We start from the raw sequence: 16,764 nt of genomic DNA on the forward strand, positions 1-16,764 counted from the left end.
GCTCACCAACGATAGGACAGAGTGACGAAGACTGCCCGCCCTGGCGCCCACGCACAAGCAACCGAGCGCGTACATGCGGCGACGTAGTGGCGGTTTGCAATATTGGTGCCGTTGAACTGAATTCCGAAGCGCCGATAATCGATGTGCGCCTGCAAATCCCAGACAAGCTGGCTTGGAACCGTGAAGGTCGCAGGCAGTGCGCCTGCCGTATTGCCCGTATAGCGCACACCAGCGCCCAGACCCGTCACCCAGTTTCGGGCCAGATGGAAATCACGCTTCAGGAACAGGGATGCCATGTGAGATGGGATGGCCACGGGGCGCTGGTTTTTCTGGGCCGCGACGGTCGTCTTCGTGATGCGAGGGTCCTGATAGGTGAACGACGCCAGCATATCGATCTTGTAAGGAAGTCGACCCACGCCTTCCGCCTCGAAGCCCCGTGTTCTCTGTTCGCCCGTCTGAATGTCATAGGTCGAATCAGCTGGGTCAGTCGTCAGAACATTGCTTTCGACCAGATTGAAGAAGTCAGCCGTTAACATGAAATCTTCGCCCCAGGGCGTGCCATGTGGGGGCTTGTATTTCAGACCAGCTTCGATCTGCCGTCCGCGTGTCGGCAGAAAAGGCGTGTTCTCACGTGTCGTTCCAACCTGCGGCTGAAAAGACGTTGCATAAGACACATACGGCGCCAGACCGATGGCGGATTTGTAAAGCAATCCAACACGCCCGGTGAAGGCATTGTTCTGCTGAGGGGTCTGCTCCCCCGTCCGATTATTGACCGTCAGGCTTTGCGTGAAATCCTCACGGCCAGAAAGCGTCAGGTAGAAACGATGCCAGTCTGCCTGCTCCTGCGCGTACAGGCCGGTTTGTGTTTCTGTCTCGTTTGTATTGGTAGTCGTACCGTAGGTCGGCCAGGAAATCGGATTGTAAACGGGATTGTACAGATCAAGAGAGGGCGCTGTCTTTTGCCCGCGACGGAACGCCATGAAGTCACTGCGAAAATCCACACCGACCAGTAACTCATGGTGAACAGGCCCCGTCCTGAGCTTCAGGTTTGAGCGCGTATCCAGCGTGACATTGTTATAGTTTGAGGATTGCAGCAGAGCCTGACGCGTCAGAGTTCTCTGGTCAGCAGACAGGGCAACAGCCGTCACATATCGATATGACGCGTCAATATGCGCGTAACGCATGTTCTGACTGATGGTCCAGTTGGGCGTCAGATGACGTGTGAAGCTGTAGCCGATGGAAGCCTGGCGCTTTGAGTAAACATCATAGTCTGCATCGCTATTCAGGAAATTGCGCGCAATATAGCCGTATGGGCTCGCATAAAGCGTTCCGTTTGCGGGAAGAAACTGGGACGTGGACCCGCCATCGACCTGCTCATAACTGGCAAGGATCGTAAAATCCGTCTTGCTGTCCGGACGCCAGCTGACGGAAGGCGCGACATAAATCTCATTGTTCTTGATGTTCTTGGCATACGTGTCGGATTTTCGGATCAATCCGTTGAAGCGCCACAGGAGTGTCTTGGAGGCGTTCAACGCTCCACCCACATCTGCTGCGCCCTGAACACGACTGTAAGACCCGGTCTGGAATGTCACCTGATTCTGCTGATTCAACCGCGGGCGTTTGCTGACAGCATTGATAATGCCGCCAAGCTGTCCCGACCCATACAGCGCGGACGAGGCACCACGCAGCACGTCCATCTCCTCAAGGCCCCACGGCTCAATGCTGTAGGAAAAAGACGTCGTCGCGTCCGGCGTCCGTGTGCCATCAAGGTAAATATCCGGCGAAAATCCACGGATTGTTCCGAAATAGCCGCGTGGATCATCCTTTGAGCCATAATCGGAAACACCAGCCGCATAGCGAACTGCTTCGGAAATACTCCGGGCGTTCAGCATCGTCATGCGGGCCTGCGTAATGACGGTCAGGTTCTGGGGCACGTCTTCAAGTGGCGTGAATGTCTTGGTCGCAGCATTTCCGCCAGCCGCTAGCAACCCGACATGACTGCCCTTCACTTCCAGACGCTCTTCCCGTGACAGTTCAGGGGAATGATCCGCATGCCTGGAATGTTCAGCGGCTTTTTCGCGTCCAGAAGGAGGGTGCTGATAATGCCTCGGACGTTCCTTCTCCGGCTCCTGCGCAAGCACCAGACCCGAAGGCAGCCCCAGCAACATCGTTGCACAGGGAATAAGACACGACCGTACCCGCATCACAAAATCTCCGAAAAGCGAGCGCGGAGATAACACTAATGATAATTATTCTCAACAACGAAAAATGAGGAATTTCGAAAAAAACTTCGAAATTTCCATCACTTTTTCAGATCATGACCTACAGGTCATATCCCTGTAACCAAAGCAGGCGAATGGTTACGCTTCAATTCCCAACTGACCCTGGAAGTACAGTAACGGGGCTTCATCACGAACGGTGATGGACGTGGGCTTCGCCATGAACAGCGCATGCGTGCCACCCTGAAACGTCTCGACGAGTTCGCAATGCATCTGCACCAGTGCGCCATCGATGAAGGCCGTGCCGTCTTCCGCCCGCACCACAACGTCTGACCCGAATTTGTCCGCCGTTCTGCTAGCAAACAGCATAGCCACATCCTTGTGGCTGTTGTTCAGGATGCTCAAACCAAAACGTCCGGCTTCAGCAATCGCTTTATAAGTCGAGCTGCCACGATGCAGGCAGATCAGAAGCAGGAGCGGATCAAGGGAAACAGATGTCAGGGCGCTGATGGTTGCACCCTGTTCGCCTTCGCTTCCCTTGGCGGTCACAACTGCGACACCCGTTGCGAAATGGGACATCGCCCGGCGAAAGTCCTGCTCATTCAGTGTCGTCATGACAACTCTCCTGCCATCGTCGGAATTTTTGGTTCCGGCACCATTACAGGAGAACTCTGACCGTCACCAGAAGCCAAGGAACCGCTGGACGCTCTCTTTTTTCAGAAACGGGCAGTCATCGGATGCGCGCCCATACGGCCATCTTCGCGATCAAGTTTCTCAATCGCGGCCATGTCACTCTCCGTGAGGGTGAAATCGAAGACGTCCAGATTTTCAGCCAGTCTCTTTGGGTTCGCTGATTTCGGGATCACGATCAGACCGTTCTGAAGATGCCAGCGGATAATGACCTGAGCGGGCGTCCGACCAACACTCCGGGCAACCTCCCCAATCGTCGCGTTCTCCAGCACCTGCCCTTTCCCGAGCGGGCGCCATGATTCCGTGCGGATATTGTGCTGTTCGTTAAAGGCCCGCAGCGCCTTCTGCTGGAAAAACGGATGAAGCTCGATCTGGTTGACCGCCGGAACGACGCCAGTTGCATCCATAATACGCGACAGATGGTCTGGCTCGAAGTTGGACACTCCAATGGACTTCACGCGCCCCTCTCTTTGCAAGGTCACGAGTGCCTTCCATGTTTCCACATACTGGCCCTGCTCCGGCATCGGCCAGTGAATGAGATACATATCCAGAACCGGACGACGCAGCAGCCGGCAGCTCTCCTCATAGGCACGAAGCGTATTGTCGTAGCCCTGCTCGTCATTCCAGACCTTCGTCGTCACGAACACATCAGGATAATCCGCCAGAGCTTCACCAACGCCATCTTCGTTCCGATAAAGACGCGCTGTATCGACAGAATGATATCCGAGCTTCACAGCCTCCCGCACAACCGTTGCTGTTTCTTCAGGGGGCGTCTTCCAGACGCCCAGCCCGAGCTGCGGAATGACCCGGCCATCATTCAGTGTAATTCTTGTCTGGTTATCCAGATATGGCACCTCATCGTTCATCAGAAATTCCTTTTCAAATCTTGTTCTTACATATCAAACGCCTGATCGGTCGGCTGAGTTCAGGCTGGCACCACGAGCTGTGAAAGCTTGCGGGCCAGAGCTTCTGTGCTGAACGGTTTCACAAGCAAAGCACAGCCGGGTTCAAGCAGTCCTTCATCCAGAATATTCTGCTCCGCATAGCCCGTAATGAACAGAATTTTCAGATCGGGAAATCTGTCTCTCATGCGCGCAGCGAGTTGCCGCCCATTCATGCCCCCTGGCATACCAATATCCGTAATCATCACGCTTGGCTGAACGCCATTCGAAAAACGATCTGACAATTCCAGAGCTGAAATACCGTCCTCTGCCGTCAGAACTCTTGCACCCAGATCTCCGACAACGTCACTCACAATGAGGCGTACGGCTTCCTCGTCATCCACAATCAGCACCAGCTTTCCAGACAACCGTACTGACGCCGTTTTCGTCAGAATATCACCGTCCGGAACATCTGCTGGTAACACAGTGGCAGGCCCGTTGTAGCGGGGGAGCCAGAGGCTGACAGACGTTCCGTCTCCCGGCCGGGACCTGATCTGGGCTTGCCCACCAGACTGACGGGCAAAACCGTAAATCATGCTCAACCCCAGGCCTGTCCCTTTCCCTAGAGGCTTGGTCGTAAAAAACGGATCAAACGCCCGTTGCAGCGTTTCTTCCGCCATCCCACAGCCGTTGTCCTCCACCTTCAAAAGCACGTAGTCACCAACAGGCACCCCGGCTTCGTGGCTGGCTACAGACCCCAAAGTTGTATTAGCGCTCACGATCCGTATGGTCCCGCCGCTCTCCCGCATCGCATCACGTGCATTGATACAGAGATTGAGCACAGCGTTCTCAAGCTGGTTAGCATCAACCCGTGTCGTCCAGATTCCTGGCTGCAGATCAAACTGAATAGACACCAGTGGGCCAACGCTTCCGCGAAGAAGGGTCTCAAGACCACTGACCAGACCATTCACATCTGTCGGCACGGGGTCCAAAGGCTGCCGACGCGAGAACGCCAACAGACGGTGCGTCAGTGAGGCCGCACGTCGCACCGCGTCCTGCGACGCCGTGATATAACGATCAAGACCAATAGTGCGGCCTTGCGTCAGTCGGGTTTCAAGCAGCTCAAGACTTCCGCCTATTCCCGCAAGCAGATTGTTAAAGTCATGAGCGAGACCACCCGTTAGCTGGCCAACAGCTTCCATTTTCTGGGACTGGCGCAACTGCTCTTCCAGATCATTGCGCTCGGTGACATCACGGCCAACACCGTAAATGGTGTCCCCTTCATTATTGAAGTTCCAATTATAGAGCCGCCATGTGCCGTTCCGGTGCTTCATCCGCACGTCCAGCGCGACATCGGACCAGGGCGTGCTGTGTCGAACCCGATCGAACGCCTCACAAACCGCAGCCTGATCATCCGGATGACACAGGGCTTCAATCCTCAGCCCGATCAGACCTTCCTGTGTATAACCCAACGCCCGCAACCAGGAGGGACTGACAGCCATGTAGTGACCACTTCGGCTGATGATAACGAACAGGTCCTTGGCGATGGTCCAGAGGCGGTCACGTTCCCGCGTTCGCTGGCGGATCCGTTCCTCCAGCATGACGTTCATTTCACGCAATTCCTGCTGGGTCTTGGCCTGGCGCATGGCGGCATGGGTGCGATCCGCCACAGCACGGGTGAAGACGATTTCTTCTTCGGTCCAGACATGCGGAACAGTGGAATACACGCACATCACACCCACGAGCCTGCCAAACTTGAACAGGGGCACATTCAAAAGCGCGCGAATGTTGAGGGTTTCAAAGCGTTCGACACGCTTAAGCGTCAAAGTGTCCAGACGCACATCTGAAATTGCGACAGTACGCCCGCGAGCCAACAGAGGCCCATAATCGCCATAGTCACGGAACGCGTGGAATCCACGGATAGACGCCTGACGTTGGACATGACTGCCTGACCCCAGCGTCACTGTCCGCATTGCACCAATCAGCAGACCCGTTCCCGCCTCATCGACGGTTCCGTAGGCGGCGCAGCTTACGGAAAGTTCGCGACACAGGATCTGCGCGGCGACGCCTTCCATCTCATCAGCATTTTCCAGTGCCCTCAGGCGATCTCCAAGCTCCACCAGGGCTGCCTGACGGAGGGCCTGTCTCTTGCTGTGATCAATATCCAGCACGATGCCGGGAAAACGGAGCGGTCGCCCGTCTTCAGTCAGATCGCAACGACCATTCCCTTCAAACCATCGCGGGCCGGCCGGTGTGTGGACACGGAATTCGAAATCACATCGCCCCCCTGTGTGGAGGGCGTTTGTGATTGCGGCCGCTACACGCCCCTGATCTTCCTGCTCGATAGCAGCATAGAACGCTGTAACAGGAACGCCCTGCTCCAGTGCTTTTGCATCAAGGCCCAGCGTTTCAGCCAGACGCGTATCCCCGATCACGAGAGAAGAATTGTCATCCCACATCCATGTTCCGGCAATGGCGCCTGCATCCAGTGCAAGCTGAAGCCGAAGACTGGACTGATTGACTTCCGTCAGATCACGCCCCGTCGCCAGAAGCCGCTGGACGTCCCCGTCTTCTCCAAAAATCGGGGTAACGGCCACATCCCAGAAGCGGCGGTTTCCCCGCATGGTATTGGCATAACCCTGAAAGCGTCCCGCCTCTCCACTCAGTGCCGTTTTGACGGCCTGAGTCGCCATGATGCGGGCCTGCCCCCGCCACAGATCAACCCAGGGAACACCATGCAGGATAATCGGGCTATCGAGTTCCATTGCCTCGATGCCACCTGCATTGATGAACCGGATGCACCCATCCATGTCCAGAATATGAATGCAATCTGGTGAACTGGAGAGAAGAAGATGGGTAAAGGCTTCGCTGGATCTGAGCGCCTCAGCCACGGCAGAGGCGTTTGAAACGTCCATAACCACGCCGACAGAGCACAGATCATCGTGACCCGGCCGATCATCATCCCGCCAGCCACGAATAAGCAGATGCCGCACCATTGTCGGACCCTGCGCATGTGAGACCACGATGCGGAAACGGAATTCGAAAGTGCCTTCTTCCCGCAATTCGTCTTCTGCAACACTTTCATATGCGGCGCGGTCATCTGGGTGGAGGCAGGCATATGCATCTTCCAGCGAAAGCCCCTGCATCAGCAGTTCGGGAGAAAGCCCCCAGATCTGGGCAAAGCGCTCATCTCCAAACAGAAGCCGACGCGTCAGATTACAGCGGAAAAAACCCATCTCCGCGGCTTCGGCCATTCTTCTGATACGCCGATCCAGCCGATGAAGCTGACTGGCCACTCCGGAGCCGTCTGCCACCGGAAATGACCTGGCAATATGGCGCGCGCAAAGGGCCTGGACATTCTCCAGACCTGGCGTTTTCTGCCTGACACACAGCCAGACTTCAGGAGAGCTTTCATAAACGGGAAGACGGCAAACAGCCTCAGGATTTTGACCCTCAAGCTCGGCAAGAAAGTGGCTGTCTCCACCAGAGACAATAACCCACTCCCGATCATGGTCACGGAGAACCAGAGCAGCAGCTCCACCACCCAGACTGACTGCCAAAGCCAGTAGATGCTCCGAGAAGTCTTCAAGGGCTGTTCTGATCTGATGCACGATCGAAGGAGGAAGAGCGTTGCCGCTGGCTTGCGCTACTTCTGAACCGGCCATCATGCTGTCTCTCCCGGTCACGCCGCTTTTCCCGGATGGACGAGGGCCGACCTCACACTAACAGATCTTCACAGGAGCGCAGCCTCCCGCCAGAGTTCTTTTCCATAAAACCTTTGCGACCATCAAGAGCGTGCTGCGTTTCCTTCGCCATGTGCCATCCGATGAAGAAGGAAACCCGCCATGCTTGGAATTGATCTGAGTGGTCGTACAGCCCTTGTCACAGGGTCCACTGGCGGGATCGGGCTCGCCATAGCGCGGCGCCTGGCAGAAGCTGGCGCAACCGTCATCATCAACGGCCGCAAACAGGAAAGCGTAGACAAAGCGCTGGACGTTCTGCGGGAACGTATTCCTGGTGGCACTTTCCGCAGTGTGGTGGCGGATGTTGGCACTGCCGAAGGGTGTGACACGCTTGTGAACACTGAAGGCGCTGTTGATATTCTGATCAACAATGCCGGAATTTTCGGCCCCAATGACTTCTTCAAGACCACGGATGAAAGCTGGCAGAAGCTGTTCGAGGTCAACCTCTTTTCCGGTGTCAGGCTGGCCCGCGCCTACATGCCAGGCATGAAAGAGCGTAACTGGGGCCGTGTTCTTTTTATTGCGTCGGAATCTGCAATCAACATTCCGGTGGAAATGATCGACTACGGTGTCAGCAAAACGGCCATGCTGGGTCTTGCCCGCGGTCTGGCCAAGGATATGGCGGGAACGAATGTCACGGTAAACTCCATCCTGCCAGGACCGACACTTTCCGAGGGTGTGGAAGACATGCTCAAGGCCCAGAACCCTGACAGCACTCAGCCTGTGGAAGAGCTTGCGGCGGATTTCGTCCTGAAGCACCGCCCAAGCAATATCCTTCAGCGCATGGCAACAGTTGATGAAGTCGCGAATATCGTTGTTTACGCAGCATCGCCCCTCGCCTCTGCCACGACGGGTGCAGCTTTGCGGGTTGATGGTGGAACGGTCGATACGATCTAAAGACCCGAATTGAGAATAATAAAAAAGCCCCGGCGCCTTTCGACGTCGGGGCTTTTTTATGGGCCGTTACAGGCTCAGCCGCGACGTGCAGCGGCCAGCTTCTGATCGGTGCGATACTGGCTCAACGCATACACGGACCAGATTGCAGCCGGAATCCAGCCAATGACAGTCACCTGAAGGAACAGGCAGATAATGCCTGCAAACGGGCGACCAATGGTGAAGAACTGAAGCCACGGCAGAAGCAGGGCAAGAATGAGACGCATAAGATAGTCCTTTCCTAAAACAGGGTCCGTCATTCTTCGTCAGCTCTGACATGGATGCAATGTTTCATCCGCCATGTCCGCCCTCAGGCACACTCACCAGCTTCACGACAAATCAGTTCCAGCAGCAGCAGAGACCGACCGGTGACGGTGTATTCATGCTTCTGGTCAAAGACTTCTTTCTCGATCTCGCTACCAGCGTCTGGCTGGTTTGTGTCCAACAGAAGCTTCCACCGGCCTTCTCCTGTCTCTGGCAGTATGAATGGAACGGCGTCTTTCCATCCATTAAATACAAGCAGCACAGTCGCATCTGACCCGCGTCGCATGATGCCACTCCGCTGGCTGCGGCCGTCGATCATCAGACCAAAACACTGATCGTGCCCCCAGTCTTCCGGCATCATCTGATTGCCACCAGCAGTCAGCCAGGTGAGTTCCTGAACATCCAGCTCTTTATTGTAAGCCTCCGTCAGAAAGCGCCCGCGCCGGAGAATGGGATACCGGCGCCTCAATCCCGTTAAGCGGCGAACAAAATTCTGAAGTTGGGCGCCTTCTTTGCCGATCTCCCAGTTCAGCCATGAAATCTCACTGTCCTGACAGTAGGCATTGTTGTTCCCCTGTTGCGTCCGGCCAAATTCGTCACCGGCCAGAAGCATCGGCGTTCCCTGTGACAGCAGCAGAGTGGACAGCATGTTCCTGCATTGGCGCCAGCGAGTAGCATTAATATCCGGGTCTCCTGTCGGTCCTTCCACGCCATAATTGAAGGATCGGTTATCGGGAGAGCCATCCTTACCCTCCTCCCCGTTCGCATCGTTATGGCGCTCGTTGTAGGAGACGCAGTCCATGAGCGTGAAACCGTCATGAGCCGTGACAAAATTCACGCTGGCCCATGTCTGACGTCCACTGTGATTGAAACGGTCCGGGCTGGCCAGAAGCTTGGGCGCCAGCGCGCCAGACTTGGCCTCGCCACGCCAGAAATCACGAACAGTATCCCGAAACGTGTCATTCCACTCCGCCCAGCCCGGCGGAAAATTCCCAACCTGATAACCACCCGGACCAACGTCCCAGGGCTCGGCAATCAGTTTCACATGCGACAACACAGGGTCCTGCCGGCAGACGCGCAGAAACGTTGCATCATTATGGAAACCATCTTCCTCGCGCGCAAGTATTGTTCCGAGATCAAACCGAAATCCATCAACACCCATTTCCTTGACCCAATATCTTAAACTGTCCGCAACAAAGCGGATGCAGTTCAGATGCGTCAGGCTGAATGTATTTCCGGTTCCCGTTTCGTTTATGTAATGTCTCTTGCTGTCCGGCATAAGCCGGTAATAGGAAACATTATCCAAGCCCCTGAATGAAAGCGTAGGACCAAGCTCGTTACCCTCCGCTGTATGGTTGTAAACAACGTCGAGAATAACTTCGAGGCCCGCTTCATGGCAGGCACGCACCAGAGCCCGGAACTCCTGAGCCGCATTATCAGGCTCTGCTGCGTAATGGCTTTCGGGGGCAAAAAAACCAATCGTATTATAGCCCCAGTAATTTCTAAGGCCCTTATCCGCCAGAAATTTGCTGTTGACGAAGCTTTGAACCGGCAGGAATTCCACCGCCGTCACGCCCATATCCCGAATACTTTTCAGCAGTTTCGGGTCTGACAGTCCGGCATAGGTTCCCCGCAGTTTCTCGGGCACGGCAGAGTTCTGACGGGTATACCCTTTCACATGCATCTCGTAGATGACCGTATCTGTCCAGGGTGTATCGGGATGGTCAAAATGCTGCGGCGTCGGGTCAATGATGATGGCTTTAGGGACGAATGCAGCACTGTCTGCCGTGCTGAAACTCAAATCCTTGTCCGGGCTGTCCAGCTCATAGCCAAACAGGGAAGGATCCCATTTAAGATCCCCATGAAATGCTCTGGCATATGGATCCAGGAGCAATTTATTCGGATTGAACCGGTGCCCTTCGTCGGGCTCATAAGGCCCATGAACACGGTAACCATATAACTGCCCCGGCTTCAGATCCGGGATCCATCCATGAAAAACATGATCGGTATATTCAGGCAGACGGATCCGATCTGTCTCGCGTGTTCCGTCTTCATCGAACAGGCAGACTTCAACAGCTTTGGCGTGGGCAGAAAAAACGGCGAAATTTACCCCGGAATCGTCATAGGTAGCTCCGAGATTATTAGGATTTCCTTCCTGTAATCCCTTCTGACGCGAACCGCTCATTTTGATTGTTCCAGCAAAAACGCAAGTCGGTTTTCCTGCCCCATGGCAGAGCCGTGCAGCTTTTGGGGCGATAACGCTGGAAGGGCTTCTGACACGACTATAAATTATTTGTGAAGGCGTTTCCAACAGCATCCATCAGGCGTTGTTTCATCGACAAAGCCAAAAAATATCCAACTCCGCAGGATAGCGAGAGGTGTGTGTGTGATGACGCAGAATACGCCCGCATCAGCTGTGAGAGAGCTGCAGCTTCTTTCCGTAGCGGCGGAGATTTATCCGCTGATCAAAACCGGGGGACTGGGAGATGTCGTTGGCTCACTGCCAGCGGCACTTGAGCCTCACGGGATCAGCACACGCACCATTGTGCCCGGCTATCCGGCAGTTCTGCATGCACTGTGCAACCGCAAAGAAACAATCCGGATCGATAATGTTCTCGGATATTCCGTTATCCTTTGGGAAGGCCGCACCGATGGAGGCACGCTTTATGCCGTGGACGTGCCGGATCTCTACAATCGTCCCGGAAATCCATATCTTTCGCCAGACGGTCAGCCCTGGAGCGACAACGGCATCCGTTATGCGGTGTTATGCCGAACGGCCGCATTAATTGCTTCCGGATTACTACCGGACTGGAAACCAGACGCAGTTCTGAGCCACGACTGGCATGCCGGGCTGGTTCCCGCCTATCTGCGCTATATGGAGGGCCCGACGCCGCCGGTCGCCCATGTCGTACATAACCTGGCGTTCCAGGGGCTCTTCCCCCGCGAAATGCTACACGCGTTCGGTTTGCCGGAGTGGTCTTTTACCTTCGACCAACTCGAATATTACGGCCAGATCAGCTTCATGAAAGCCGCTCTTCAGTTTTCAGACCGTCTGATCAGTGTGTCACCAACCTATGCAGAAGAAATTCAGACTCCTGAGGAAGGAATGGGGCTGGATACCGTCCTGCGGGCACGTTCCAACGCCCTAACCGGCATTCTGAATGGCGTGGATCTTCGGGAATGGAACCCCATGACCGATCCCTCCGTCTTCTTTCCTTACGCGGTTGGAGACATCATCGCGCGCCGTGCGAACAAGCGTGTGTTTCAGGCTGAGTTTGGCCTTCCCCAGAAATCGGATGCTCTGCTTCTCGGGATGGTCAGTCGTCTGACCACACAAAAAGGGGCTGACCTTCTCGCAAAGCTGGCCCCTCGCCTCTTTCAGGAGAATATCCAGCTCGCAGTTGTCGGTGTGGGTGATGAAGGCATCATGCAGGAGTTTGCGACCCTACGTAGCCGGTATCCGCAAAATTTCGTCTGCCATCTGCGGTACAGCGAGACACTTGGCCACAGACTGCACTCTGCGGTCGATGCATCCCTGATCCCTTCCCGTTTTGAACCCTGCGGCCTGACGCAGTTTCATGCCCTGCGTTACGGATCAATCCCGATTGCAGCCCGTGTGGGCGGGCTGAGCGACACCATTATTGATGCCAATTCAGCCGCTGTATCAGAGGGCGTCGCAAACGGAATTCTGTTCTCCCCCACAACAGAGGACATGCTCTATCTGGCAATCCGCCGCGCGCAGGCACTGTTTCGTCAAAAGGCTGTCTGGGCACGAATGCAGCGGAATGGTGCCCTGCACGATGTGTCCTGGAATGGCAAAGCCGCCCAATACGCCCGCCTGCTGCAGGACATGACCGGCCATGAAACAGTCATGACAGAGCCGGGCAGTGATATCGCCCCACGCCGCGCCGATCCGGCATCTGCACGTCCACGGCTGTCACGGCAGGTCGCACGGATGCCGCGCACCGCAGGTGACACAGCGACGTCTTCACTTGTTCCATTCACGCCCCGTACGGGCACCCGTTCCTGAAGGTATTTTTGCATGATGGCTCGTCCGGTCGATCCCGTTCTTCAATCCATGACAGACGCACTTATGGCCGGGCAGTGCAGTGACCCCTTCGCACTCCTGGGCCGCCACCGGGATCATCGCCAGGATATTGTGAGAGTCTTTTACCCCGATGCTGTGGAAGTCCATCTCATGGTGGAACAGGCATCAGGGCAGGTTTTGGAAAAGACCATGCGTCGGATCGATGATCGCGGCCTGTATTCCGCCACGCTCCCCCGCTCCGCCCGCTATCGCCTGCGTATCCGCTGGGCCGACGCCTGGCAGGATACCCATGATCCATACAGCTTCGGACTACTTCTGGGCGACATGGATCTGTACCTTTTTTCGGAAGGGAAACATCAGCAGATCGACCGGATGATGGGCGCCATTCCCATGGCCGTTGAGGGTGTAAATGGCGTCCGCTTCGCAGTGTGGGCACCAAATGCCAAACGTGTCTCCGTCGTTGGCGACTTCAATATCTGGGATGGCCGCCGGCACTGCATGCGCCTGCGTCATGGGTCTGGCGTGTGGGAATTATTTATTCCTGGAGTGCACGCCGGAGAGCGTTACAAATACGAAATAGTCTCTCAGGATGGACACGTTCTTCCTGCCAAAGCCGATCCCTATGCCAAAGCCGCAGAACTGCCGCCTGCCAATGCCTCTGTTATTGCGGCACCAGATGACTTTGTCTGGCACGACGCGGAATGGATGAGCACGCGCGCGGCCAGACATGCCAGTCAGGCTCCCATTTCAATTTACGAAATTCATGCCCCCTCATGGCGTCATCCCCAGCATGGCAATGACATCATGACGTGGGAGGAGCTTGGTGATGTGCTCATTCCGTATCTTCAGAATCTGGGATTTACTCATCTCGAGCTGCTCCCAATCGCGGAGTATCCTTATTCCGGGTCGTGGGGATACCAACCGCTCAGCCTCTATGCACCTACTGTGCGCCATGGTTCACGCGCCCAGTTTGCCAACTTCGTTGACCGTTGCCATCAAGCCGGTCTCGGCGTCATCATCGACTGGGTTCCTGCCCATTTCCCTGCCGATCAGCATGGGCTGAGCCAGTTCGATGGCACACACCTGTATGAACATGCAGACCCGCAGGAAGGCTATCATCAGGACTGGCACACCCTGATTTATAATTACGGACGCAACGAAGTCTGTGGTTTTCTGGCGGGGAGCGCCCTGCACTGGCTGGAACAGTTCCACGTCGACGGTCTGCGCGTCGATGCTGTCGCGTCCATGCTGTACCGGGATTACAGCCGCAAGGAAGGAGAATGGCGCCCCAACATTCATGGAGGGCGCGAAAATCTGGAAGCGGTCAATTTCCTGCGCCATCTGTCAGAAACTCTGGAAGACCTCCACCCTGACACAATGCTGATCGCGGAAGAATCAACGTCCTGGCCAGGCGTGACAGCGCCCGCCAGAACAGGCGGCCTGGGCTTTACCTACAAATGGAATATGGGCTGGATGCATGACACGCTGCGGTACATGGAGCTTGATCCGCTCTGGCGCAGTTACCACGCAAACGACATCACTTTCGGCATGATCTATGCTTATTCGGAACGTTTTATCCTGCCACTTTCCCATGATGAGGTTGTTCACGGCAAAGGGTCTCTCCTGACCAAAATGCCGGGAGATGAGTGGCAGAAACATGCCAATCTGCGCGTACTCTATGCCCTGATGTGGGCCTATCCGGGCCGAAAACTTCTCTTCATGGGCGGAGAGCTGGCTCAACCGCACGAATGGAATCATGAAGGTGAGTTGGCGTGGTATCGGCTGTGGGACGGGTATGGCCGCGGCATGCATGAGACGGTTCGTTCCATCAACACGCTGTATCGCTCCTACCCTGCCCTACATGCTTCCGATGATGAGCATGAAGGGTTTCAGTGGCTCGTTGCCGATGATATCGCCAACACCGTTTTTGCCTGGCTCAGACAGTCTCCAGATGCACGCCCTGTTCTTGTTGTGAGCAACATGACGCCTGTTCCGCGCATGAACTACCGCATCGGCGTTCCATGGCGCGGTGAATGGCGAGAGCTCCTCAATACAGACGCAGCCCATCTGGGTGGAAGCAATCTCGGCAATCATGGGCAGGTGTATGCCGAGGATATTCCTGCCCACGGCATGCCACACTCTGTCGAACTGATCCTCCCCCCTCTTGCCGTGCTTTATCTTTCTCCAGCTCCCTGAGACAAAGGACGCAGCGCATGTCTTCCTTCAGGTTTAAAAACCGCTTGGGTGCAGAACTCATCGCTCCCGATCGGACACGGTTCACGCTCTGGGCTCCCTCCTGTGAGAGAGTCTTCGTGGAAGTAGAAGACCTTCCGCCCATCGCCATGAGGCGACACGCAGATGGAACATTCGTCGCTGAAGCACCTTGTGGTGCCGGGGCACGATACCTCTACCGCGTCCGCGACAACGTCACGGTTCCTGACCCGGCCAGCCGCTTTCAGCCTGATGGCGTACATGGGCGAAGCGAAATTCTCGACCCCGATTTTTATGATTGGAAAACACCCGACTGGAAGGGGCGCCCGTGGGAAGAAACGATAATTTATGAGACTCATCTGGGTCTTGAAGGCAATTATGAGGGCATGAAAGCCCGCCTTCAGGAACTGGCGGATCTGGGCATCACAACGGTTCAGTTCATGCCGGTCAACAGTTTCAGCGGTCACTGGAACTGGGGATATGATGGCGTTCTGGTTTATGCCCCAACGCCAGCTTATGGACGGCCTGAAGCCCTGAAAGACCTGATCGACCATGCTCATTCACTGGGTCTGATGGTCTTTCTGGATGTTGTGTACAATCACTTCGGCCCAGATGGGAATTACCTGCTGGAATATGCAAAGGGCTTCTTCGACCCGCGCTACGACACGCCCTGGGGTGATGGTATCGACTTCCATAACCCAATCGTAGCGGATTTCTTTATCGACAATGCGCTTTACTGGCTGATGGAATATCGCTTCGACGGCCTCCGCATCGATGCCGCATGGGCCATTACGGATCGACAATGGTTTTATAAACTTCGGAGCCGCATTCACAAAACCGTCGAAAAGGGCCGCCATGTTCATTTAATTCTTGAAAACGAGAATAATGACGCGGGCCTTCTCCGCGATGGTTATTCTGGACAATGGAGCGAAGACTGGCACCACACCCTGACCGTCATGCTCAGCGGAGAGGACAAAGGATTTTTCCTGCCGTTTCATCACGAAACAACCGGCCTTCTTAAACGTGTCCTGACAGAGGGGCTTGCGTGGCAGGGCGAATTTTTTCCGCCGCGCCAGAAAACGCGTGGCAGTCCGAGCAGCGATTTACCTCCAACAAAATTCGTAACGTTTTTACAAAACCACGATCAGATCGGTAATCGCCCTCTGGGGGAAAGATTGATCACCCTTTCTGACCCCGACGCCTTCAAAGCCGCCTATGCGCTGCTTCTTCTTTGCCCCATGACGCCAATGCTGTTCCTTGGGGAAGAGTGGGGCTCAAAAACGCCGTTCTATTTCTTTTCGGATTTTCACGGGGCCATTGGCGAGAAGGTCCGCCGTGGGCGCGAAGAACAGTTTGCCGAATACTGCAACCTGACGGACCCGGACATTCTTGCGACACTTCCGAGCCCCACTGACCCGAAAACATTTCGAATTTCTCGCCCGGACCGAGCCGAACGGGACACACCGGAAGGTCAGACATGGCTTGCCAGAACAAAAGAACTTTTGGCCTTACGCCATTCCAAAATTACGCCGCACCTGAAAGGAGCTTACAGCGCGGGAGCCGATATTCTGGGAGAGAAAGCTGTCATTGCCTCCTGGACTCTTGAGGACGGCAGCCTGCTGACCATCGCCGTTAATCTGGGGACAGACACTGTATCGGTCCCCGAGCCAGAAAACATCTTTTACGAAACTAGCCCTAAACGAGCATCCCAGACACTTCCGCCCGGAACGCTCGTTGCGGCACTTGGTCGCGCCTTTTAACGAGGACGACCTACA

10 protein-coding genes are annotated in these 16,764 nt (G+C 55.4%); 4 read left to right on the plus strand and 6 right to left on the minus strand.

The features are described from left to right. Window positions 1-2: 2 nt before the first annotated feature. The 4 genes from GCE01_RS03760 to GCE01_RS03775 form a co-directional block, all read right to left on the minus strand. Window positions 3-2,204: a TonB-dependent siderophore receptor gene (locus GCE01_RS03760; RefSeq protein ID WP_244591069.1), complete on the minus strand. Its 2,202-nt coding sequence runs from the start codon at window positions 2,202-2,204 to the stop codon at window positions 3-5. 156 nt (window positions 2,205-2,360) lie between these two features. Beyond that, a complete protein-coding gene (locus GCE01_RS03765) occupies window positions 2,361-2,834 on the minus strand; it encodes a flavin reductase family protein (RefSeq protein WP_046900185.1) in 474 nt (157 codons plus the stop codon). 101 nt (window positions 2,835-2,935) lie between these two features. Beyond that, the gene (locus tag GCE01_RS03770) at window positions 2,936-3,775 is read right to left on the minus strand and encodes an aldo/keto reductase (RefSeq protein WP_099211011.1); all 840 of its coding nucleotides are present in this window, start codon (window positions 3,773-3,775) and stop codon (window positions 2,936-2,938) included. A gap of 59 nt (window positions 3,776-3,834) precedes the next feature. Beyond that, window positions 3,835-7,458, minus strand: coding sequence for a PAS domain-containing protein (locus GCE01_RS03775; protein ID WP_099211013.1), 3,624 nt, complete (start codon window positions 7,456-7,458; stop codon window positions 3,835-3,837). Window positions 7,459-7,635: 177 nt separating this feature from the next. Between GCE01_RS03775 and GCE01_RS03780 the strand changes: the two genes are divergently transcribed. Then, a complete protein-coding gene (locus GCE01_RS03780; RefSeq protein ID WP_099211014.1) occupies window positions 7,636-8,430 on the plus strand; it encodes an SDR family NAD(P)-dependent oxidoreductase in 795 nt (264 codons plus the stop codon). A 74-nt stretch (window positions 8,431-8,504) separates the two neighbouring features. Here the strand turns inward: GCE01_RS03780 and GCE01_RS03785 are convergent, their stop codons facing one another. Together GCE01_RS03785 and glgX are read right to left on the minus strand one after the other, a co-directional pair. Continuing rightward, complete coding sequence (locus tag GCE01_RS03785) at window positions 8,505-8,693, minus strand: YqaE/Pmp3 family membrane protein (protein ID WP_086634214.1); 189 nt, start codon at window positions 8,691-8,693, stop codon at window positions 8,505-8,507. An 83-nt stretch (window positions 8,694-8,776) separates the two neighbouring features. After that, on the minus strand, window positions 8,777-10,915 hold the full coding sequence (gene glgX, locus GCE01_RS03790; protein ID WP_099211016.1) for a glycogen debranching protein GlgX: 2,139 nt from the start codon (window positions 10,913-10,915) through the stop codon (window positions 8,777-8,779). 204 nt (window positions 10,916-11,119) lie between these two features. On the opposite strand from glgX, the gene glgA reads away from it, so the two are divergent. From glgA to treZ, 3 genes are read left to right on the plus strand one after another with little or no spacing between them, the layout of a single operon-like run. Further along, complete coding sequence (gene glgA / locus GCE01_RS03795; RefSeq protein ID WP_099211018.1) at window positions 11,120-12,760, plus strand: glycogen synthase GlgA; 1,641 nt, start codon at window positions 11,120-11,122, stop codon at window positions 12,758-12,760. 12 nt (window positions 12,761-12,772) lie between these two features. Further along, a complete protein-coding gene (gene glgB, locus GCE01_RS03800; protein ID WP_099211020.1) occupies window positions 12,773-14,974 on the plus strand; it encodes a 1,4-alpha-glucan branching protein GlgB in 2,202 nt (733 codons plus the stop codon). A 17-nt stretch (window positions 14,975-14,991) separates the two neighbouring features. Then, window positions 14,992-16,749 carry a malto-oligosyltrehalose trehalohydrolase gene (treZ, locus tag GCE01_RS03805; protein ID WP_099211022.1) on the plus strand — a complete coding sequence of 586 codons (1,758 nt, stop codon included), beginning with the start codon at window positions 14,992-14,994 and terminating at the stop codon, window positions 16,747-16,749. The last annotated feature ends 15 nt before the right edge of the window (window positions 16,750-16,764 follow it).

The organism is Gluconobacter cerinus (assembly GCF_002723935.1).
Taxonomy (GTDB): Bacteria; Pseudomonadota; Alphaproteobacteria; order Acetobacterales; family Acetobacteraceae; genus Gluconobacter; species Gluconobacter cerinus.